Origin of the sequence: Xanthomonas hyacinthi (genome assembly GCF_009769165.1) — a bacterium.
In the GTDB taxonomy this organism is placed as follows: Bacteria; Pseudomonadota; Gammaproteobacteria; order Xanthomonadales; family Xanthomonadaceae; genus Xanthomonas_A; species Xanthomonas_A hyacinthi.
Map to the genome: position 1 here is coordinate 4,790,182 of NZ_CP043476.1, position 21,830 is coordinate 4,812,011.

Genomic DNA, 21,830 nt, shown 5'->3' on the forward strand with positions numbered 1-21,830 from the left:
CCCCGACTGGAGACGTCTGCGCATGTCCATCTGGAAAGATCAGGGTACCCCGCGCAAGGATGGCCTGCCGCTGCCTGGCACGCCCGGCGCCACCGCTGCGCCCGAGCCGCGCCCGCCTGGCGAGCCGGCGCTCGGCGAGTCCGTCGTCGCGGTCGCCGCGGCCGCTCCCGCCCCCGTACGCGGCGCAGCGCCGGCGGCGAAGGAGTCGTTGATCGCCGCCGACATCACCATCGAAGGCAAGATCGAAGGCACCGGCCATATCCGCATCGCCGGCAAGTTCAAGGGCGACGTCAACGTACAGGGCGACCTGACCATCGAGACCGGAGCCAAGCTCAGCGGCGGCGTGCGCGCCAACAAGGTGATCATCGCCGGCGAGCTGGAAGGCAATATCGAATCGGCCTCGCAGGTGGAGCTGCTGGCCTCCGGCGCGCTGATCGGCGACGTCAAGGCCGGGTCGCTGACCGTGGCCGCCGGCGCGCGGATGCGCGGCCAGGCCGATTTCGGCTGGGAAGACGACAAGGGCCGCAAGGGCGGCAAGGCGACGGAGCCCGACGCCGGCGCATGAGCACGCCGCGTCCCGGCAGCCCGGGGGCGACCCGGACCTGCCCGCACTGCAAGGCCACGATCCTGGAGAGCGCCAGCGTGTGCCCGGCCTGCAAGCACCACCTGCGCTTCGACTCGGCGGTGCTGCAGCAGTCGGCAGCGACCGCGACGGTACCGCTGCGCGTGCAGGGCACCATCCAGCACCCCGCCGACGGCACCGCCTGGGAGTACACGGTGGTGGTGACGATCCGCAACGGCCGCGGCGAAGAGATCAAGCGCCAGCTGGTCGGCGTCGGCGCGATGCTGGACGGCGAGGAGCGCAGTTTCACCTTGTCGGTGGAAGCGACCCAGGCCAAGGGCGGCGGCAAACGCGGCACGCGGCATTGAGGCCTGTAGCCCCTCTCCCACCGGGAGAGGGGTTGGGGTGAGGGTGCGGCGCCTAGCCATGCCGCACGGTCACGGCAGCGCGCGCGCCAACAGCTCCTCCACCGGCACATCCCCCTCCAGCGTGCCGAACGCCAGCCCGTGCGCGCCAGCCAGGCGGCTACGCACGAACGCGGCCGCCGCCGGGCTGGCGCTGCGCAGCAGCAGCGCACCCTGCAGGGCCAGCGCGATGCGTTCGGCGATGCGCCGCGCGGCATATTCGTCCACCTCGCCGTTGCCAGCCAGCGGCACGCGCAGCGCATCCAGCGCCGCATCATAGTCCGGGTGGGTGCCAGCCGCGGCGTCCAGCTCGGCCAGCAGCGCCGCCGCGCTGGCCGGCTCGCGCGCCAGCGCACGCAGCACGTCCAGGCACTGGATGTTGCCGCTGCCTTCCCAGATCGAATTCAGCGGCGCCTGCCGGTACAGCCGCGGCAGGATCGATTCCTCCACATAGCCCGCACCGCCCAGGCATTCCTGCGCCTCGTTGACGAAGGCCGGCGCGCGCTTGCACAACCAGTACTTGCCCAGCGCGGTGGCGATGCGCGCGAACGCGGCTGCGGCCGGATCGCGCTCGGCCGCATCCACCGCGCGCGCCACGCGCAACGCGAACGCGGTGGCCGCCTCGGACTCGAGCGCCAGGTCGGCGAGCACGTTGCGCATCAGCGGCTGCTCGGCCAGGCGCTTGCCGAACACGAGGCGATGCCGCGCATGATGCAGCGCCTGCGCCAACGCCATGCGCATCTGCGCGGCGGCGGCGAGCATGCAGTCCAGCCGGGTCAGCATCACCATGCCGATGATGCGCGCCACGCCGCGCCCCTCCTCGCCGATGCGCTGCGCCCAGGCGCCGGCGAATTCGACTTCGCTGGAGGCGTTGGACCAGTCGCCGAGCTTGTCCTTCAAGCGCATCAGCCGCAGCGCGTTGAGCCGGCCGTCGGACAGGCGCCGCGGCAGCAGGAAGCAGCTCAGTCCGCCCGGCGCCTGCGCCAGCACCAGGAAGCCGTCGGACATCGGCGCGGAGAAGAACCACTTGTGCCCGACCAGTGCGTACTCGCCCTCGCGGCCCAGCGGCGTGGCGACGGTGGCGTTGCTGCGCACGTCCGAACCGCCCTGCTTCTCGGTCATGCCCATGCCCAGGGTGATGCCGGCCTTGTCGGCGATCGGCACGTCGCGCGGGTCGTAGTGCGGCGCGGCGGCCTTGTCCGCCCAGTCACGCAGCGCCGGGGCCTGGCGCAGCACCGCGACCGCGGCGTGGGTCATGGTCAGCGGACAGCTGGTGCCGGCCTCGGCCTGGTGGTGCAGGTAGCTCAGCGCCGCCCGCGCCACATGCGCACCCGGCTGCGGCGTGTGCCAGGACAGGCCGGCCACGCCGTGGCGTTTCGCCGCATCCAGCAACTGGTGGTAGGCCGGATGGAATTCGACCGTGTCGATGCGGTGGCCGTAGCGGTCGTGCGTGCGCAGCCGCGGCCGGTCGCGGTTGGCATCGAAGCCGAGCCGGTACAGCGTGTCGCCGGCGAGCGCGCCGTACTGCGCCAGTTGCGCGGCGAACGCGTCGCCGCCCTCGCGCGCGACCGCGGCGCGCAGCACCGCATCGTCGCGCCACAGGTCGCGCGGCTCGAACGGCGGCGGCTGGTTGTCGACCACGTGCGTGGCGAAGGCGGGCAGTTCGGATTGCATGCATCTCCCTCCCAGAAGCGCGTGCCGCATTGTGGCCGATCCTTCCGCGCGCAGCGAACCGCACGGCCTGGATTCTCATCTCCTGCACACCGCCTTGGACACAGTGACGGCCATGCCGAAACCCGCTTCCCAGGACCTGGTGGTGCTGCGCCCGGAAGGGCTGTACTGCCCCGCCGGCGACTTCCATATCGACCCCTGGCGCCCGGTGCCGCGCGCGGTCATCACCCATGGCCACGGCGACCACGCCCGCGCCGGCATGGGCGAATACCATTGCGCCGCCGCCGGCCTGCCGATCCTGCGCTGGCGCCTCGGCGACCAGGCCTACCGCGCCTACGACTATGGCGAACGCTTCGCGCTGGGCGCAGCGACGGTGTCGCTGCATCCGGCCGGGCACGTGCTCGGCTCGGCGCAGGTGCGCATCGCCGTGGACGGCGAAGTGTGGGTGGCCTCGGGCGACTACAAGCGCCAGCCCGACCCGACCTGCGCGGCGTTCGAAGTGGTGCGCTGCGACACCTTCATCACCGAAGCCACCTTCGGCCTGCCGGTGTACCGCTGGCCGGACACCGCCGCGGTGGCGCGCGAGATCGTGGCCTGGCGCCGCGAATGCGCCGTGCACGGCGAGGCCGCGGTGCTGTTCTGCTACGCGCTGGGCAAGGCGCAGCGGGTGCTGGCCGAACTGCAGCCGTGGGACGATCAACCGGCGCTGCTGCACGGCGCGGTCGCCGCCGGCGTGGCGGTGTACCGCGACGCCGGCGTGGCGATGCTGGACACGCGTCCGGTCGCCGAGCTGGACAAGCGCGCCGACTACGCCGGGCAACTGGTGCTGGCGCCGCCGTCGGCCGCGGGCAGTCCGTGGCTGCGCCGCTTCCGCCATGCGCAACTCGGCTTCGCCTCCGGCTGGATGCGGCTGCGCGGCAACCGGCGCCGACGCAACTACGACCGCGGCTTCGTGGTCTCCGACCATGCGGACTGGCCCGACCTGCTGCGCACCATCGAAGACACCGGCGCGCGACGGGTCATCGCCACCCACGGCAACACCGATGCGATCATCCGCGCCTTGAACGAACGCGGCGTGGCCGCCGAGGCATTCCGCACCGACTACGGTGCCGAGGAGTGAAGCGCTTCGCCGCGCTGTACCGGCAGCTGGACCAGAGCACCGCGACGCTGGACAAGCGCGCCGCGCTGGTCGCGTATTTCGAGCAGGCGCCGCCGGCCGATGCCGCATGGGCGATCTGGCTGCTGAGCGGCGGCAAGCTGCGACGCATCGCCAATACCCGCGAACTGCGCGAGTGGATCGCGCAGGAAAGCGGCCTGCCCGGCTGGCTGGTGGACGACAGCTACGACCACGTCGGCGACCTCGCCGAGACCCTGACCCTGTTGCTCGACGATCCGGCCGCAGCCTCCGACCCGGCGCCGCTGCGCGACTGGATCGAGGAACGCTTGTTGCCGGTCGCCGCGCAGGACGAGGCCGCGCGCCATGCCGCGGTGCTGGCCGGCTGGCGCAGCCTGGCGTTCGACGAACGCCTGCTGTTCAACAAACTGCTGACCGGCGCGCTGCGCGTGGGCGTGTCGCAGCGGCTGGTGCAGCAGGCGCTGGCGGCGATGTCCGGCATCGGCATCGCACGCATCGCCCAGCGCATGCTCGGCGCCTGGTCGCCAACCCCTGCCGCGTTGAAAGACCTGTTGTCGCACGAGGTGCTGGCCAGCGACCGCCAGCAGCCCTACCCGTTCTTCCTGGCTTCGCCGCTGGAAAACGACGTGGCCACGCTGGGCGCGATCGACGACTGGCAACTGGAATGGAAGTGGGACGGCATCCGCCTGCAGCTGATCCGCCGCGCCGGCGAAGTGGCGCTGTGGTCGCGCGGCGAGGAACGCCTGGACGGCCGCTTTCCCGAGATCGAGACCGCCGCGGCCACGCTGCCGCAGGATGCGGTGATCGACGGCGAACTGCTGGGCTGGCGCGACGGCGACGCCGCGCCGCTACCGTTCGCCGCGCTGCAGACCCGCATCCAGCGGCGCAAGCCCGGCGCCAAGACGCTGGCCGATACGCCGGCGCGGGTGCTCGCCTACGACTTGCTGGAACTGGACGGCATCGACCTGCGCGAACAGCCGCTGGCGCAGCGCCGCGCGCAGTTGCAGGCATTGCTCGACGCGCACGCCGATCCGCGCATCGTGCTGTCGCCGCTGGTGCAGGCCGCGTCGTGGGATGCGGCCGCGGCGTTGCGCGAGGATGCGCGCGCGCGCGGCGTGGAAGGGCTGATGCTCAAGCGCGCCGCGTCGCCCTACCAATCCGGGCGCCGCCGCGGCGACTGGTGGAAGTGGAAGATCGAACCGCTGACCATCGACGCGGTGCTGCTGTACGCGCAGGCCGGCCACGGCCGCCGCAGCACGCTGTACACCGACTACACCTTCGGGCTGTGGGACGGCGAACAGCTGGTGCCGGTGGCCAAGGCATATTCGGGTTTGGACGACAGCGAGATCCTGGCCCTGGACCGCTGGATCCGCGCGCACACCACCGAACGCTTCGGCCCGGTGCGCGCGGTGACGCCGTACCACGTGTTCGAACTCGGCTTCGAGGCGGTGAACAAGAGCAGCCGGCACAAGTCCGGCATCGCGGTGCGTTTCCCGCGCATCCTGCGCTGGCGCCACAACAAACCGTTCGCCGAGGCCGACCGGCTGTCCACGCTGCAGGCGCTGGCGCGATGACGCCGGCGCAGGCGCGCAAGCGCCCGGCCGATGCGCCGCTGTACGCATGGTTCGCCGCGCAGGGCTGGCAGCCGCTGCCGTTCCAGCGCGCGCTGTGGCAGCACTATCTGGACGGCGGCTCGGGCCTGCTGCACACGCCCACCGGCAGCGGCAAGACCCTGGCCGCGTTCGGCGGCCCGCTGCTGGAAGGCCTGCGCGAACAGGCCGCGCTGCAGGCATCCGCGCGCAAGGCGCCGCGCCGCAGCAAGGCCGCTGCCAACGCAAGCGCGTCGGCACCGGCCACACGCGCCCGCCGACAGGCACAGCGCGAGCTGAAAGTGCTGTGGATCACTCCGCTGCGCGCGCTCGCCGCCGACACCTTGCGCGCGTTGCGCGAACCGGCGCAGGCGCTGGGCCTGGACTGGCAGATCGGCCTGCGCACCGGCGACGCCAGCGCGCGCGACAAGCGCCTGGCGCGCAGCGGCAAGCTCGACGTGCTGGTGACCACGCCCGAATCGCTGGCGCTGCTGCTGTCCTATGCGGACACCGCGCCGCAGCTGGCGACGCTGCGCTGCGTGATCGTCGACGAATGGCACGAGCTGCTCGGCAACAAGCGCGGCGTGCTGCTGCAGCTGTGCCTGGCGCGGCTGCGCGCCTGGGCGCCGGCGCTGCGCACTTGGGGGCTGTCGGCCACGCTCGGCAACCTGGACGAGGCGCGCGACGTGCTGCTGCCGCATGTACCGAACGCGCCGATCGTGGCCGGGGTCGAGCCGCGCACGCTGACCCTGGAAACGCTGGCCCCGGCCAGCGGCGAGCGCTTCCCCTGGGCCGGCCACCTCGGCCTGGCACAACTGCCACGGGTGCTGGAAAAACTGTTCGCGGTGCGCACCAGCCTGCTGTTCACCAATACCCGCGCGCAGGCCGAACTGTGGCACCAGGCGCTGGAATCGGTGTGGCCCGAGGACGCGCAGAGCCTGGCCCTGCACCACGGCTCGCTGGATCCGGCGCTGCGCCGCGCCGCCGAACACGGCCTGCGCGACGGCAGCCTGCGCTGTGTGGTGGCGACCTCGAGCCTGGACCTGGGCGTGGATTTTCCCGCGGTCGACCAGGTGCTGCAGATCGGCAGTCCGAAGGGCGTGGCACGGCTGCTGCAGCGCGCCGGCCGCGCCAGGCACCATCCCGGCGAGGCCGGCCACGTGCTGTGCGTGCCCTCGCACGCATTGGAGCTGGTCGAGTACGCCGCCGCGCGCCGCGCCATCGCCCACGGCCGCGTCGAATCGCGGCCATCACCGCGCTTGTCGCTGGACGTGCTGGCGCAGCATTGCGTGAGCTGCGCGCTGGGCGGCGGCTTCCGCGCCGACGCGCTGTTCGCCGAAGTGCGCGGCAGCGCCGCGTTCGCCGCGCTCGACGCGCCGACCTGGGCCGCGGTGCTGGATTTCGTCGTGCAGGGCGGCCGCGCGCTGGCGCAATACCCGGACTACCGCAAGGTGGTGCGCGACGACGACGGCGTGTACCGCGTGCACGACCGCCGCATCGCGCTGCGCCACCGCCTGTCGATCGGCACCATCACCAGCGACGGCAGCGTCGCGGTGCGGTTCCTGCGCGGCGGCCGGCTCGGCGCGGTGGAGGAGCAGTTCGTCGGCCGCCTGCGCCGCGGCGACCGCTTCCAGTTCGCCGGGCGCCTGCTGGAGCTGGTGCGGCTGGAAGACATGACCGCCTACGTGCGCCTGGCCAAGGGCGGCGACGGCAGCGTGCCGAAATGGATGGGCGGGCGCATGCCGCTGTCCTCGGCGCTGGCCCACGAAGTGGAGGCGGTGTTCGCCGAGCCGCGCGGCGAGGAGGAACTGCGCGCATTGGCGCCGCTGCTCGGCCTGCAGCGCGCCCTGTCGGCGCTGCCGTCGCCGCAGCGGCTGCTGGTGGAAAGCGTGCGCGCCCGCGACGGCCGCCACGTGTTCGTCTATCCGTTCGCCGGGCGCCAGGTGCACGAAGGCCTGGCCGCGCTGCTGGCGCTGCGCTGGGGCCGGCGCCAGCGCAATACTTTCAGTTTCGCCGCCAACGATTACGGGCTGGTGCTGTCGCCGGCGCAGGAGGTGGTCCCCGACGCAACGCTGCTGCGCGAACTGCTCAGCCCCGACCACCTGTTCGAGGACCTGCGCGAAAGCCTCAACCTCGGCGAACTGGCGCGGCGCCAGTTCCGCGAGATCGCGCGCGTGTCCGGACTGCTGCCGCCGAGCCTGCCCGGCGGCACGCCGCGCAGCCTGCGCCAGCTGCAGGCCTCCAGCGGCCTGCTGTACGACGTGCTGCGCCGCTTCGATCCCGAGCATCTGTTGCTGGCGCAGGCCGAGCGCGAAGTGCTGCAGGGCGAGATGGAACTGACCCGGCTCGCCGCCACCCTGCACGACTGCGCCGGGCGCGCCTTGGCCCTGCACACGCCGCGCAGCCTGACCCCGCTGTCGTTCCCGCTGTGGGCCGAGAGCATCCGCGGCCAGCTCAGCACCGAGGACTGGAAGGCGCGGGTGATGCGCGCCGCCGCGCAACTGGAACAGCGCCATGCGCGCTGAGCTGGCCTGGACCCTGGCCGGCGAGCCGATGACCCTGCTCGGCGAGCGTGCGCTGTACTGGCCGGCGCGGCGGCGGCTGCTGATCGCCGACCTGCACCTGGGCAAGGCCGACGTGTTCCGCCGCGCCGGCATCGGCCTGCCCAGCGGCGGCACCGCGCTGGATCTGCAACGCCTCGCGGCGCTACTGCAGGCGCAGGCGGCGCAGGAACTGTGGATCCTCGGCGACGTGCTGCACGGCGCCGCGCCCGCGGCCGCCTGGCAGCGGCACTGGCACGCCTGGCGCGACGCGCATCCGCAACTGCGCGTGGCCGCGATCGCCGGCAACCACGACCGCGCGCTGGCGAACGCCGGGCTGGACATCGCGCTGCTCGGCGAGCAGGTCGAGGACGGCCCGTTCGCGCTACGCCACGATCCGGCGCCACACGCGTACCTGCATGTGCTGTGCGGGCACCTGCATCCGCTGGCCAAGCTGCCCGGGCTACGCCCGCGCTGGCCCGCATTCTGGTTGCGCGAACGGATGACGGTGCTGCCCGCGTTCTCGCACTTCACTGCCGGCGTGGCGCCGGTGCTGGATGCGGGAGAACGCCTGGTCGCCTGCGTCGAAGGCGCGGCGCTGGCGTTGTCGGTGGCGGCGCAATTGTCGACGCCGATTTGAAACTGACCCGCTTTTCCCTGGAGTGAACCCCTGCGGCTGTCCGGTACATTGCTGACGCTCGATACTGCAGCCTCTATGGCTGTATACGACCCACAGCGGGTTTGTCGCGGTTCGAATAAATGTAATAACTAGCGCAGCATCGAGTCCGAAGGACTCGGCAATTGTCTCGATGTTGACCAATCTGTCTTTCGTTTGGCTCGCGATCGTCGAGATTTCTCAAGGGCGGTCCTATGCTGCCCTTAAATGGGTTGCACTTGGCCTGGTAGTTTTCGGAATTTGCATCGTGCCGTTGCGCCGCAGGTCGTGAGAGTGTTGCCGTTTTTATCAAGGGAGTATTCGCACCATGACAATGATGGCTATAGGGATTCGTGGCGGTAGCGGCGATGCCGACGCGCTGCATATCGTCACGTTGCCAATACCCGATCCGGGACTCGGGCAGATTCTCGTTCGTGTCAAGGCTGCCGGGATCAACCGTCCGGACATCCTCCAGCGCTCCGGTGCGTATCCGCCGCCTCCAGGCGCGCCGGAGACACTTGGGCTGGAGGTCGCCGGCGAAGTGGTGAGGGGTGGTGGGCGCTGGCACGCCGGCGATCGGGTCTGCGCCCTCCTCGGCGGGGGCGGGTACGCCGAGTATGCGGTCGTCGATGCCCGTCATGCGCTGCCGATTCCGCCCGGACTGAGCTTTGCCGAAGCAGCGGCGCTGCCTGAAACGGTATTCACCGTTTACGCCAACCTGTTCGAACACGGACGCCTGGTGCCGGGCGAGTGGCTATTGCTGCATGGCGCCACCTCCGGGATCGGTGCGGCCGCGATTCAGATGGCCAAGGCAGCAGGGGCCAGGGTTCTGGCAGCGGCACGTTCGGCGACCAAGGCCCGGGCTGCCTTGGAGCTTGGGGCAGACGTGGCGGTCGATACCAGTGCCGAGTCTTTCGTGGGCCATGCCAAGGATCGCGGAGGCGTGGACGTATCTCTCGACATGGTGGGTGCAGAAGTCTTTGCCGATACCCTCCAAGTCCTCAACCCTGGAGGGCGGATCGTCTACATCGCCACTCAGGGAGGGGCGACGTTGAACGTGCCGATAGCGGACGTCATGCGCAAGCAGGCGGTGATCACGGGTTCCCTGTTGCGTCCGCGCAGCCCCGACGAAAAGGCACGGCTCGCTGCGGAGGTGGAAAGAGTCGTTTGGCCGTGGATTGCGCAGGGCATGTTCAAGGTGCTCATCGACAAGCGATTCGATTTGACCGATGCGCCGCGCGCTCACGGGTACTTCGAGCAAGGGCGGCACGTGGGAAAGGTGATTCTCGAGGTCCAGGAGCGTGAGCGGTAGAAATAAATGGTCCGGGCGGCGTGGTCTGCCACCCAGGTGGCCGGCTGGTGCCTGCACGTGGAGTTCGAGCGCTGGCGGGTGCAGTGTCCGGGGTGTGGCGGCGTGCATGTAGAGCGGCTGGACTGGCTGGGCAGGGTTCCTCATGGCATCGGCGCGTGGCCGGGTAGCGACACAACATCCGAACCGAGGTCGCTTCGCAGCGATCAAACCGCAAGGCCGGCAGCCCGTGTGTCGGGCCGGGCAGGCCGCTTCCCGCAGCCGAAGGCTTGCCAAATTTCGCCGGCCAGTACAAAATACTCGACCTCGTTCAACGAGGTGTGCCAAAGACCTTTGTTGAATCAATATGGATAGGGAGCGACGGGAAACCCACACCCCTATCCCGCTCCAGATTCAGACAGGGCCCCGTCAGCGGGGCTTTGTTTTGTCGGACACCGCTGCTGGCGGTTTCGGCTAGAATCCAGTCCACCGGCCTGGTGGCAGAGTGGTTATGCAGCGGACTGCAAATCCGCGTACGCCGGTTCAATTCCGACCCAGGCCTCCATGTCTGACGGGCTTCTTCATGAAGCCCGCTGTGCTGCCACACGTCTGCCTGGACTCTGCAACGGCTTGAAGCCCAAGCGACTCTCGATGGACGCTCGTTCACGCCGACTGAACCGTTTTAATAACAAATGCCAGACGCGCTGAAGCAAACGTCAAGGCTTTGGGACGGCAAGCATGCCCAGCATCGCGGCAGCGGGACAGCGCCAGACAGCCCTGCATCCCCAAGTACGGAATGCCCTGCCCTGGAGAGCATCTTGCAACGCGCCACGGCTCTGTCCCCGGGTACTCTTGCCTATCTACTCATCCTACCCGGGAATGGATGACACGCCCTAGCGCGAATGCGCGAGCTGCCCCAGACTTTCTCGGCGTCTGCCGGGAAAGTTCAGATCGATCAGTCAACCGTCTCGGACAGCGCCCCTTCTCCGCTACCGCCACTCAATGACATCACCAGGTCACCGTGCGCGTCTTATCATGCGCCAATGACCTCCATCGCCCTACGACTGACAAGCGCCTGCGCGGCGCTGCTGCTCGGCGCCTGCGCCGGCGCTCCCTCTGCTCCCGGCACCGCGGCCATCGCAGCGCAGGCCGCGTCCAGCCAGGCGCAACGACCGTTGCTGCTGCTGATCTCCATCGACGGCCTGCGCGCGGACATGCTCGATCGCGGCATCGCGCCGAACCTGAGCCGCCTGGCGCGCGAAGGCGTGCGTGCGCAATGGATGTCGCCGTCGTATCCGTCGCTGACCTTCCCCAACCACTACACCCTCGTCACCGGGCTGCGTCCGGACCACCACGGCATCGTCCACAACAGCATGACCGACCCAGTGCTGGGCACGTTCCGGCTCAGCGACCGCGACGCGGCCGGCGACGGCCGCTGGTGGGGCGGCGAACCGATCTGGGTCGGCGCCGAGAAGGCCGGCCTGCACGCGGCGACCTGGGCCTGGCCGGGCAGCGAGGCGGCGATCCAGGGCGTGCGTCCGAGCCGCCGCCAGGCCTTCGACGAACACATCGCGCCGAACGCGCGGGTCGAGCAGGCGCTGGGCTGGCTCGACGACAGCAGCGCGCCGCATCCGCAGCTACTGACCCTGTACTTCGAGCAGGTCGACGAAGCCGGCCACGAGTTCGGCCCGCAATCGGCGCAGTACGCGCGCGCGGTCGAGCAGGTCGATGCGGCAATCGGCCATCTGCTCGACGGCCTGGCCCGGCGCGGGCAGCTGGATCGCACCAACCTGATCGTCGTCTCCGACCACGGCATGGCGACGGTGCCGGCGCAGCAGGTCGTCGTCGTCGAGGACATGGTGTCGATGCAGGAGGCCGAGGTGGTCAGCTATGGCCAGTCGATCGGGATCGCGCCGCGGCCGGGCCAGGAGGCCAGGGTCGAAGCCAAGCTGCTCGGCGCGCATCCGCAGTACGACTGCTGGCGCAAGGCCGAACTGCCGCCGCGCTGGCACTACGGCAGCCATCCGCGCATCCCGCCGATCGTGTGCCAGATGCACGAGGGCTGGGACGCGCTGCCGGCCGAGCGCGCCGCTGAGAAATCGCACACCGACCTGCGCGGCTCGCACGGCTACGATCCGGCGCTACCGTCGATGCGTGCGGTGTTCGTCGCGCGCGGCCCGGCGTTCCGCCAGGGCGCCACGCTGGCGCCGTTCGACAATGTCGATGTGTATCCGCTGCTGGCCCGGCTGCTCGGCATTCCGGCCGCGCCCAACGACGGCGATCCGCAGACGCTGCTGCCGGCGCTGCGCTGAGCGCCGCGTAGTCGCGATAAAGCGTGTCGCGGCGGATGGCACGAGGCCGCCCGGAGTCGCCCACACCATGTTGCAGACTGCAATCATGGTCACCCGCGTTCTGCGGGGCGGCTTGCCGAACGGTACAGCGGCGCATGCACACCGCGTCGCTCATGAACGTGTGGACGCAGCGACAGGTCCGCGCCCTAGCGTGCATGCGACAATCGGCACATGCAGTCGCCCGATCCCGTGCCGCCGCCGCGCATGCGCCATCGCCTACGCCCGTTGCTCTCGCACGAGAGCTGGAAACAGCGCGCGGTGCTGTGGGGCGGCGCGGTCGCGGTGGCACTGGTCGCGATCGTGTTCGCCAAGGCCAGCGACGCGGCCTTCCACCTGTTCCAGCGCATCATCGCGCACTCGCCGTGGTGGGCGCTGCTACTCACCCCCAGCGTGTTCGCGCTGCTCGCCTGGCTGACCAACGGGGTGTTGCGCCCCACCCGCGGCAGCGGCATCCCGCAGGTCATCGCCGCGCTGGAACGGCCCGACGACGCCTTCCGGCAGACCAACCTGTCGCTGCGCGTGTCCGCCGGCAAGCTGCTGCTGACCACGCTGGCCTTACTCGGCGGCGCCTCGGTCGGGCGCGAAGGGCCGACCGTGCACGTCGGCGCCAGCCTGATGTACGTGCTCGGGCGCTGGTTCGGTTTCCGCGATCCGCGCCAGGCCTCGCATTTCCTGCTCGCCGGCGGCGCCGCCGGCATCGCCGCGGCGTTCAACACGCCGCTGGCCGGGGTGGTGTTCGCGATCGAGGAACTCAGCGGCCGTTTCGAACACCGTTTCTCCGGCACCTTGCTGACCGCGGTGATCGTCGGCGGCGTGATCTCGCTGGGCCTGCTCGGCAACTACACCTACTTCGGCAAGGTCTCCGCGGCGCTGCCGCTGGGCCGGGCGTGGCTGGCGATCGTGTTGTGCGGCGTGGTCGCCGGCCTGCTCGGCGGCGCATTCAGCCGCATGGTGCTGGCCACCGTGGCCGGCAAGCCGCGCTGGCTGGGCGCGTTACGCGGCCGCCATCCGGTGCTGCTGGCCGCGGCCTGCGGCCTGGCTCTGGTCGCGCTGGGCCTGGTCTTCGGCAACGGTGCGTTCGGCACCGGCTACGAGCAGGCGCGCAGCCTGGTGCAGGGCCACGCCAGCGTCGGCCACGAGTTCGGGCTGATGAAGCTGCTGGCGAACCTGGTGTCGTACGTGGCCGGCATACCCGGCGGCCTGTTCTCGCCGGCGCTGGCGGTCGGCGCCGGGGTCGGCCACAACCTGGCGGTGCTGATGCCGGACGTGGATCCGCGCACCTTCGTGCTGCTCGGCATGTGCGCCTATCTGACCGGAGTCACCCAGGCGCCGCTGACCTCGGCGGTGATCTCGCTGGAACTCACCGACAGCAGCGACATGCTGCTGCCGATCCTGGCCACGGTGCTGATCGCGCGCGGCGCCTCGGCACTGGTGTGCCGCACGCCGATCTATCGCGGCCTGGCCGAACACTTGCTGGCGGTACCAAGCGTCGCCGAACCCGAACCCGAGCCGACGCCGCTGACCGCCGACCTGGCCGGCGACAGCGGCGAGGACGATCCGCCGCGCTAAACGCGCCACTCGACACCGCGGACGCGGCCATCGCGCGGGCAAAAAAAACGCGGCGCAAGCGCCGCGTTCTTCCGTACCGCTGGAGCCGAGGCTCAGCCGGCCTTGGCGACCGTCTTCTTGGCCACGGCCTTCTTCGCCGCCGGGGCCTTGACCACCGACTTCTTGGTGACCGGCGACGCTGCGCCCACGGCTACCTTGCTCTCGCTGTGCGAACGCGAATTGCCATAGCTGGCGTTGTAGCGCTTGCCCTTGGCGGTCTTGCGGTCACCCTTACCCATGCTCATCGACTCCTGAATGTGTGTGCGAAAATCCCCGCGCGGTGCACGGGTTTGGCGAGGCCAACGCGGTCAGCGCCCTCGCGCAAGGGCGGCAAGCCTACCACGTGCGCTCAGTGGGCGCAGCTGGCGTCGTGCACGTGACCATGGTTGAGACGCAGATTGAGCAGATGGGCCAGCCCGACCAGGGTGCCGCCGAAGGTCATGATCGCCGCGTGCGGGGCCACCGCATGGTGCAGCGCCGGCACCAGCATGCCGGCCCACAACGACAACAGGCCCAGCAGCAGCAGGCCCAGCGCCTGCCAGGCGCGGTGCCGGCGGTAGCCGAGGACCAGGCTGAACAGGCCCAGGCAGGTTACGAACAGCACCAGCGCGCGTTCCACGCCATCGCCCAGCCACACCGACAGGCCCAGCGACGGCAGCAAGGCCAGCGCCAGCGGCAGCAGCGCGCAATGCACCGCGCACAGCAGCGAACCGGTGGCGCCGAGGCGGTCGAGCAATGCGCGCAGATCGGAGATGGGGGTCATGGCTTCCAGCACAGTGGTGATTGCGTTATAGAATAATATAACATTACCCGGCCGACGACCAGCGCCGTCGCGCGCCCTACTCCGTGCCTGTCGCCGCCCTGCGCGGCGAAGCGAGCGCCTGTGTTTGCCTGGCGAAGCTTCTCCCTCCTACCGGTATGCCCATGTCCTCCTCCCGCTCCCGCTTGCTCCGTCGCAGCACCCTGTCCCTGGCGCTGGGCGGCCTGCTCAGTCCGGTCCTGGCGCTGGCCGCCGATGCGCCCGCCGGCACCGACGCCACCCCGCCGGCCAGCGACAGCCGCCACGGCGACGGCCGCAAGCAGGACCGCCACGTGAAGGACATGGACGCGGTGGTGGTCACCGCCAGTCCGCTGCGCGACGCTGCCGGCAACCTGAGCCAACCGGTGGAGGTGCTGGCCGGTGAACGCCTGGACGAAAACCGTGGCGCCAGCATCGGCGAGACCGTGGCCAGCCTGCCCGGCGTGCAGAGTTCCAACTTCGGCCCCGGCGTCGGCCGGCCGATCATCCGCGGCCTGGACGGCCCGCGCGTGGCGGTGCTCAGCGACGGCCTGTCCACCCAGGACGTGTCCACCGTCAGCCAGGACCATTCGCCGGCGGTGGAATCGTTCCTGGCCGACCAGATCGAAGTGCTGAAGGGGCCGTCCACGCTGCTATACGGTTCCGGCGCGATCGGCGGCGTGGTCAACGTGGTCGACGGGCGCATCGCCGAGACCCCGGTGGACGGCGTGCACGGCCGCGCCGAAGTGCGCTTCGACGGCGGCGACAAGGACGGCAACACCGACATGTTCCGGGTCGATGCCGGCAACGGCAGCGGCCTGTCGATCCACGCCGACGGCGTATACCGCAACCAGAACGACTACGACACCCCGCAGGGGCGCCAGGCCAATTCCTTCCTCGACTCCAAGGTCGGCTCGATCGGCGCCTCGCTGGCCGGCGACTGGGGCTTCGTCGGCGTGTCGGCCTCGCGCTTCCGCGACAACTACGGCAATCCGGGCGAACCCGGCGACCCGGCTGCCGGCGAGCGCGGCGTGTCGCTGCGCATGCACCAGGACCGCTACGAGCTCAAGGGCGGGCTGACCGATCCGTGGGGCGACGGCAGCGCGCTGCGCTACAGCGTCGGCCACACCGCCTACAGCCACACCGAGTTCGAGGGCGAGGACGTGGGCACGGTGTTCGACAAGCGCGCCAACGAAGGCCGCGTCGAAGCCTCCTTCAGCGTCGGCGGCGGCTGGCAGACCGCGTTCGGCGTGCAGGGCAGCGACTCCACCTTCCAGGCGATCGGCGAAGAGGCGTTCGTGCCGAAGACCGACACCCGCGCCATCGGCGTGTTCGCCGTGGCCCGCAACAACTGGGAACGCGTCACCGCCGAGGTCGGCGCGCGCGTGGACAAGGTCAAGTACGAGACCGACACCGGCGTGGACCGCGACTTCACCCCGAAGAGCTTCTCGCTCAGCGGCGGCTTCCGCTTCAACGAGCAGTGGCGCCTGACCGCCAACCTGGACCACGCCGAGCGCGCGCCGGCCGAGGAGGAACTGTTCGCCGACGGCCCGCACATCGCCACCCTCGCCTACGAGATCGGCGATGCCGACCTCAAGCCGGAGAAGGCCAACCAGGCCGAGCTGGGGCTGAACTTCAAGAACGCCTGGGTGGATGCCAAGGTGGCGGCGTACTACAACCGCTACGACGATTTCATCTACCTCGTCGATACCGGCGCGCAGTGGTTCCACGAAGAGGACAACGACTTCCTGCCGATCCGCCAGTGGACCCAGGCCGACGCGATCTTCCATGGTTTCGAGGGCGAGGCCACCTTCCACCTGGCCGACAACGACAGCGGCGCCTGGGACCTGCGCGTGTTCGGCGACAGCGTGCGCGCGCGGCTCAAGGATGGCGGCAACCTGCCGCGCATCGCGCCGGCGCGTTACGGCGCGCAACTGCGCTGGGATGCGAGCCACTGGCGCGCCTCGCTCGGCGCCACCCGCTACCAGAAGCAGGACAAGGTCGCGGTCGACGAGACCCCGACCGACGGCTACACCATGGTCGATGCGCACCTGGCCTATCACGTCGACGCCGGCGCCACCGCCTGGGAAGTGTTCCTGGACGGCAACAACCTGACCGACCAGGACGCGCGCGTGCATACCTCGTTCCTGAAGGACGAGGTGATGCTTCCCGGCCGCAACGCGGCGTTCGGCGTGCGCCTGTTCTTCTGACGCGGTTCCCTCCCACGCGTCGTCAGTGGAGGCCGCCTTCGGGCGGCCTCTTTAATTTTTGGCGGCGCAGGAAGACGCAAGCACGCGGGTGCGCACATCTCGAAAGCATGCAACCCCTGCACGGTGGCGCGATCGGCTGCGCCATGCGGCAGCGGCAGGGCCCGTCGCGACCGATGGCCCGAGGCCACCTGGCGTCGCACACAACGCGGCGTCGCGCTGCGCACGGCACGCCGGACGACGCGCAGCGCTGGCGACCGGCCTGCGCAGCCCATCACGCAAGCAGTGCCTCTACCGCGCTGCACAACAGCCTGGCCGCACAACGGCGTTACAAAGAGCGCGGCGCGATGCCCCCTGCGTTGCGCTGTGCCGGCCGCTGCAGCGAGCACGTGCAGCGCATGTGCGCACTCGACGCCGGCGCACCGTTCCGGATGAAGAAAGGAGAGATTCTTCATGAAACCTGCCCTGCCCCTCGGCCTGCTGCCGCTGTCCGTTGCCGCCGTCCTGCTCGCGCCGCCGGCGCTGGCGCAGACTGCCGATGCACCCACCACGCCTGCCGCGCAATCCGACGCCACCACCCTGGATACCGTGGTGGTCAGCGGCACCGCGCGCTTCAAGGGCCTGCGCAAGCGCGACGCCAGTTTCTCGATCACCACCGCCACGCCCGAACAGATCCAGCAGGCGGTGCCGCAGAGCAGCGCCGACCTGCTGAAGATCGTGCCCGGCGTATGGGCCGAGCCCAGCGGCGGCGGCACCGGCGCCAACATTTTCGTGCGCGGCATGCCTTCGGAAGGCGATGCGCCGTTCGTCACCTTCCAGCTCGACGGCTCGCCGCTGTTCCCGCCGCCGACGCTGTCGTTCCTGGAAAACTCCACGCTGTTCCGCACCGACGACACGATCGAGCGCCTGGAAGTGCTGCGCGGCGGCTCCAGCCCGATCTTCTCCAACGGCCAGGCCGGCATCACCGCCAACTTCATCCAGAAGCAAGGCCAGGACGAGCCGGAAGGCAGCGTGCGCCTGACCGGCGGCAGCGACGCGCTGCGCCGCATCGACCTGTTCGACAGCGGGCCGATGGGCAACGGCTGGTACTACAGCATCGGCGGTTTCTTCCGCGAGACCGACGGCGTGCGCGACCCGCAATTCTCCGCCGACAAGGGCGGCCAGTTCAGCGCCACCCTGAGCAAGCGCTGGGACAGCGGCGACCTGTCCTTCTATGCGCGCCACACCGACGACAACAACGCCTTCTACACCGCGATCCCGCTGCGCTCGCGCAACAACGGCAGCGACCTGTCCAGCTTCCCCGGCCTCAACGCGCAGACCGGCACCCTGCTCAGCAACGACTTCCGCAACGTCACCCTGCCGGTCGGGCCGAACGGCGAGACCGTGCAGCGCGACCTGGCCGACGGCCGCGGGGTCAACATCGACGTGTTCGGCGGCGAACTGAACTGGCAGGCGCGCGACTGGACCATCGCCGACCGCTTCAGCGTGATGGGCGGCACCGCGCCGACCTATGCGTTGTTCACCGGCGATGCGCCGCAGCGCCTGGGCGATTTCATCGCCGGCTACGGCAGCACCGGCAGCGCCAGCTATACCAACGGCGGCGGCGCGGTCGATCCGGACCAGCAGGTGCTGGAAGCCGGTTGGTGGTCGGTGGACAAGCGCCTGAACGCCTTCACCAACGACCTGCGCCTGAGCCGCGAACTGTTCGCCGGCAACACGCTCACGGTGGGCAGCTACTACGCCAGGTATTCCTCCAACGACACCTGGTACCTGGGCAACAGCATGCTGCTGACCGCGCAGAACCATGCGCGGCGCATCGACGTCAGCCTGGACGACGGCCGCCAACCGACCCGCGACGGCTTCACCAGCACCGCGTTCCTCGCCCTGCGCGCGCACTACGACGGCGAGAACACCGCCGTGTTCGTCGCCGACGAATGGGAACTGGACGAACGCCTGCGCCTGGACCTGGGCGCGCGCTACGAGCGCCAGCGCGTCACCGGCACCGTGCACGACACCGACACCGTGGACCTGGACGGCGATCCGGCCACGCTGTACGACAACGCCACCTCGATCTCGCTGCCGAGCGCCAGGCGCATCGACCAGGACGACGACGCGCTGTCGTGGACCGCCGGCCTGAACTTCAAGCTCGATGCGCACAACAGCCTGTTCGCGCGGGTCAATTCCGGGGTCAAGTTCCCCGGCTTCGACAACCTGCGCGACGGGCAGACCAAGGTGCAGGACATCGACCAGTACGAACTGGGATTGAAGTCCGCTGCAGCCGCCTACGACCTGTACCTGACCGCGTTCTACAACACCTTCAAGAACTCGCCGTTCCAGGCCTTCCTGGCCGACGGCAGCAACTTCACCACGGTCGGCGATTCGCGCGCCTACGGGCTGGAAGTGGAAGGCGCGATCCGTCCGTTCGGCGGCTTCGAGCTGGCCGGCACCGGGGTGTGGCTGGACGCCAAGTACCGCAACTACCGCGAGTACACCGGCAACCAGGTGATGCGCCAGCCCAAGCGCCAGTTCCGGCTGACCCCGAGCTATTACTGGATGCTGCCGTTCGGCGACCTGCGCGTGTTCGCCACCTACTCCTACATCGGCGAGCGCTACGCCGACCTGGCCAACAGCCAGCGCCTGCCGTCCTACGACATGCTCGACGTCGGCGCCAGCCTGCATGCCGGCGAACACTGGGAGGTCACCGCCAGCGGCAGCAACGTGACCGACGAGCTGGGCCTGACCGAGGGCAACGTGCGCGTGCCCGGCGCTGCCACCGGCGGGGTGTTCATGGGCCGCCCGATCGCCGGCCGCCAATACCAGGTGTCGGTGGCGTACCGCTGGTAGCGCCTGCACGTTTCCAGCGCGGGTACTCGCAACAGTCACGCTGTTGTAGGAGCGGCTTCAGCCGCGACAGGCTCTATCCATAGAGCCTGTCGCGGCTGAAGTTGCTCCTACAGAAAAGCAAAATCCTGCACCCTTGCGAAAATCCCCAATCCCCAATCCCCAATCCCGGCTACATCACCGCACCGCCACCCTCCCTTCGCAATCTCTTCGCGACGCCGCTGCAATGCTCGGACCCGGGCGCCGATGCGCGCCCGTGCACCGGTGCCGCGATGGCGGTACCGCGACCCAGGTCGTACCGTCCCTGTTCGCTTGCGCCAGCGCAACGATGCGGCGGTCCCCAGGCAGGAGAGACCGATGCAGCACGATCCCCACCCTTCCCCCGCCGCGCCCCGCACCGCCGATGCGCCGCGCGATGCCGGGCTCAGCGACGACGAGGCCGCGCTCGCGCGCAGGCTCGGCATCAACGGCCTGTCGCGGCGCGAATTCCTCGCCCTGCTGTCGGCCGCCGGCCTGAGCAGCGCGGGCGGGCAGATCGTCTTCAGCGACGCCGCCTTCGCCGCGCCGGCCGCCAGCACGGCGACGCCGCAGAACGCGATGCCGGTGGTGCTGCAGGTCAACGGCCAGCGCCACGCCTTGCAACTGGATCCACGCACCACGCTGCTGGACGCGCTGCGCGAGCACCTGGCGCTGACCGGCACCAAGAAGGGCTGCGACCACGGCCAGTGCGGCGCCTGCACGGTGATCGTCGACGGCGAGCGGCGCCTGGCCTGCCTGACCCTGGCGGCGCAGGCCGAGGACGCGCAGATCACCACCATCGAAGGCCTGGCCGACGGCGAACGGCTGCATCCGATGCAGGCCGCGTTCGTGCAGCACGACGGCTTCCAGTGCGGCTATTGCACGCCCGGGCAGATCTGCTCGGCGGTGGCGCTGCTCAACGAGATCAAGCGCGGCGACGCCAGCCACGTCAGCGCCGACGTCAGTCAGCCAGTCACCGAACTCAACGACGCGGAAGTGCGCGAACGCATGAGCGGCAACCTCTGCCGCTGCGGTGCCTATCCGAAGATCGTCGCCGCGATCCAGGACGTGCACAGCGGCGGTGCGCCGCGGCCGCTGACCTGGCGCTACGTCGACCAGTCCGAGTTGACCGCGCTGACGCTGGCGAAGGAGGTGGCCGATGACGCCGTTTGACTACCAGCGCGCCAGCTCGCCGGAGGACGCGGTGCGCCGCGTCGCCGCCAACCCGAACGCGCGCTTCCTCGGCGGCGGCACCAACCTGCTCGACCTGATGAAGGAAGGGGTGACCGGCGCCGACGAGATCGTCGATCTGACCCGGCTCAAGGGCCTGGCCGAGATCGCCGAAACCGCCGACGGCGGCCTGCGCCTGGGCGCGCTGGCCAACAACACCCACACCGCCAACCACCCGCTGGTGCGCCAGCGCTATCCGCTGCTGAGCCAGGCGATCCTGGCCGGGGCGACGATGCAGTTGCGCAACATGGCGACCAACGGCGGCAACCTGCTGCAGCGCACCCGTTGCGGCTATTTCTACGACACCGCCCTGCCCTGCAACAAGCGCAATCCCGGCAGCGGCTGCGGCGCGCGCGAAGGACTCAACCGCACCCATGCGATCTTCGGCCACAGCGAACACTGCGTGGCGGTGCATCCGTCGGACATGTGCGTGGCCCTGGCCGCGCTGGATGCGACCGTGCAGGTGCGCACGCCGGCCGGTACGCGCCGCGAGATTCCCTTCGCCGCGTTCCACTTGCTGCCCGCTGCCCGCGCCGACCTGGACAACCAGTTGGCGCACGGCGAGCTGATCGAGTCGATCACCCTGCCGGCGCAGCGTTTCGCCGCGCACAGCCACTATCTGAAGGTACGCGACCGCGCCAGCTACGCGTTCGCGCTGATCTCGGTGGCCGCAGCGCTGGCGCTGGAACCGGACGGGCGCATCCGCGAGGCGCGCATCGCCATGGGCGGGGTGGCGCACAAGCCGTGGCGCGCGCATGCCGCCGAACGCGCGCTGCTCGGCCAGCGCGTCGGCGAAGCCGCCTTCGCCGCCGCCGCGCAAGCGGAGATGGCCGCCGCGCGCCCGTTGGCGCACAACGCCTACAAGCTGCCGATGGGCACGCACGCGATGATCCGCGCCCTGCACCGCGCCAGCGGCAGCGACGCCGCGTGAGCACCGAACCGGAGAACCCGCA

General features: G+C 70.2%; 16 protein-coding genes and 1 tRNA gene. 14 read left to right on the forward strand and 3 right to left on the reverse strand.

All coding sequences use genetic code 11. The features are described 5' to 3' along the window. Positions 1–22 precede the first annotated feature (22 nt). Positions 23–565, forward strand: a complete 543-nt coding sequence (locus FZ025_RS21015) for a bactofilin family protein (protein ID WP_046978736.1) — start codon at positions 23–25, stop codon at positions 563–565. Beyond that, a complete protein-coding gene (locus FZ025_RS21020) occupies positions 562–930 on the forward strand; it encodes a hypothetical protein (RefSeq protein ID WP_046978735.1) in 369 nt (122 codons plus the stop codon). Before FZ025_RS21015 ends, FZ025_RS21020 begins: the two co-directional genes overlap by 4 nt. 69 nt (positions 931–999) lie before the next feature. Here FZ025_RS21020 and FZ025_RS21025 read toward each other — a convergent pair whose 3' ends face one another. After that, positions 1,000–2,655, reverse strand: a complete 1,656-nt coding sequence (locus FZ025_RS21025; protein ID WP_386269900.1) for an acyl-CoA dehydrogenase family protein — start codon at positions 2,653–2,655, stop codon at positions 1,000–1,002. Positions 2,656–2,752: 97 nt separating this feature from the next. Here FZ025_RS21025 and FZ025_RS21030 point away from each other — a divergent pair, with 97 nt between their 5' ends. The 8 genes from FZ025_RS21030 (at position 2,753) to FZ025_RS21065 (ending at position 13,764) form a co-directional block, all read left to right on the forward strand. Further along, complete coding sequence (locus tag FZ025_RS21030; RefSeq protein WP_046978762.1) at positions 2,753–3,757, forward strand: ligase-associated DNA damage response exonuclease; 1,005 nt, start codon at positions 2,753–2,755, stop codon at positions 3,755–3,757. Then, positions 3,754–5,346 (forward strand): ATP-dependent DNA ligase, encoded by a 1,593-nt coding sequence (locus tag FZ025_RS21035; protein ID WP_046978733.1) that lies wholly within the window; start codon positions 3,754–3,756, stop codon positions 5,344–5,346. The genes FZ025_RS21030 and FZ025_RS21035 overlap by 4 nt, the downstream gene beginning before the upstream one ends. Beyond that, positions 5,343–7,886 carry a ligase-associated DNA damage response DEXH box helicase gene (locus FZ025_RS21040; protein ID WP_046978732.1) on the forward strand — a complete coding sequence of 848 codons (2,544 nt, stop codon included), beginning with the start codon at positions 5,343–5,345 and terminating at the stop codon, positions 7,884–7,886. The genes FZ025_RS21035 and FZ025_RS21040 overlap by 4 nt, the downstream gene beginning before the upstream one ends. After that, positions 7,876–8,541 (forward strand): ligase-associated DNA damage response endonuclease PdeM, encoded by a 666-nt coding sequence (gene pdeM / locus FZ025_RS21045; protein ID WP_046978731.1) that lies wholly within the window; start codon positions 7,876–7,878, stop codon positions 8,539–8,541. The genes FZ025_RS21040 and pdeM overlap by 11 nt, the downstream gene beginning before the upstream one ends. A gap of 343 nt (positions 8,542–8,884) precedes the next feature. Then, complete coding sequence (locus FZ025_RS21050; RefSeq protein WP_046978730.1) at positions 8,885–9,868, forward strand: NAD(P)H-quinone oxidoreductase; 984 nt, start codon at positions 8,885–8,887, stop codon at positions 9,866–9,868. Positions 9,869–10,335: 467 nt separating this feature from the next. Continuing rightward, positions 10,336–10,409, forward strand: a tRNA-Cys gene (locus FZ025_RS21055). A gap of 478 nt (positions 10,410–10,887) precedes the next feature. Then, complete coding sequence (locus FZ025_RS21060; protein WP_046978729.1) at positions 10,888–12,156, forward strand: alkaline phosphatase family protein; 1,269 nt, start codon at positions 10,888–10,890, stop codon at positions 12,154–12,156. A 210-nt stretch (positions 12,157–12,366) separates the two neighbouring features. Then, positions 12,367–13,764, forward strand: a complete 1,398-nt coding sequence (locus FZ025_RS21065; protein ID WP_104558285.1) for a chloride channel protein — start codon at positions 12,367–12,369, stop codon at positions 13,762–13,764. Positions 13,765–13,856: 92 nt separating this feature from the next. Here FZ025_RS21065 and FZ025_RS21070 read toward each other — a convergent pair whose 3' ends face one another. After that, positions 13,857–14,042, reverse strand: coding sequence for a 30S ribosomal protein THX (locus FZ025_RS21070; protein WP_104558286.1), 186 nt, complete (start codon positions 14,040–14,042; stop codon positions 13,857–13,859). 110 nt (positions 14,043–14,152) lie between these two features. After that, on the reverse strand, positions 14,153–14,566 hold the full coding sequence (locus FZ025_RS21075; protein ID WP_104558330.1) for a MerC domain-containing protein: 414 nt from the start codon (positions 14,564–14,566) through the stop codon (positions 14,153–14,155). Between the two features lie 161 nt (positions 14,567–14,727). Between FZ025_RS21075 and FZ025_RS21080 the strand changes: the two genes are divergently transcribed. From FZ025_RS21080 to FZ025_RS21095, 4 genes are all read left to right on the forward strand, one after another. Continuing rightward, positions 14,728–16,791: a TonB-dependent receptor gene (locus FZ025_RS21080; protein WP_104558287.1), complete on the forward strand. Its 2,064-nt coding sequence runs from the start codon at positions 14,728–14,730 to the stop codon at positions 16,789–16,791. Between the two features lie 450 nt (positions 16,792–17,241). Continuing rightward, a complete protein-coding gene (locus FZ025_RS21085; protein WP_046981889.1) occupies positions 17,242–19,632 on the forward strand; it encodes a TonB-dependent receptor in 2,391 nt (796 codons plus the stop codon). 354 nt (positions 19,633–19,986) lie between these two features. Further along, complete coding sequence (locus FZ025_RS21090) at positions 19,987–20,820, forward strand: 2Fe-2S iron-sulfur cluster-binding protein (RefSeq protein WP_104558288.1); 834 nt, start codon at positions 19,987–19,989, stop codon at positions 20,818–20,820. Continuing rightward, positions 20,807–21,808 (forward strand): FAD binding domain-containing protein, encoded by a 1,002-nt coding sequence (locus FZ025_RS21095; RefSeq protein WP_046980086.1) that lies wholly within the window; start codon positions 20,807–20,809, stop codon positions 21,806–21,808. The genes FZ025_RS21090 and FZ025_RS21095 overlap by 14 nt, the downstream gene beginning before the upstream one ends. Positions 21,809–21,830 lie beyond the last annotated feature (22 nt).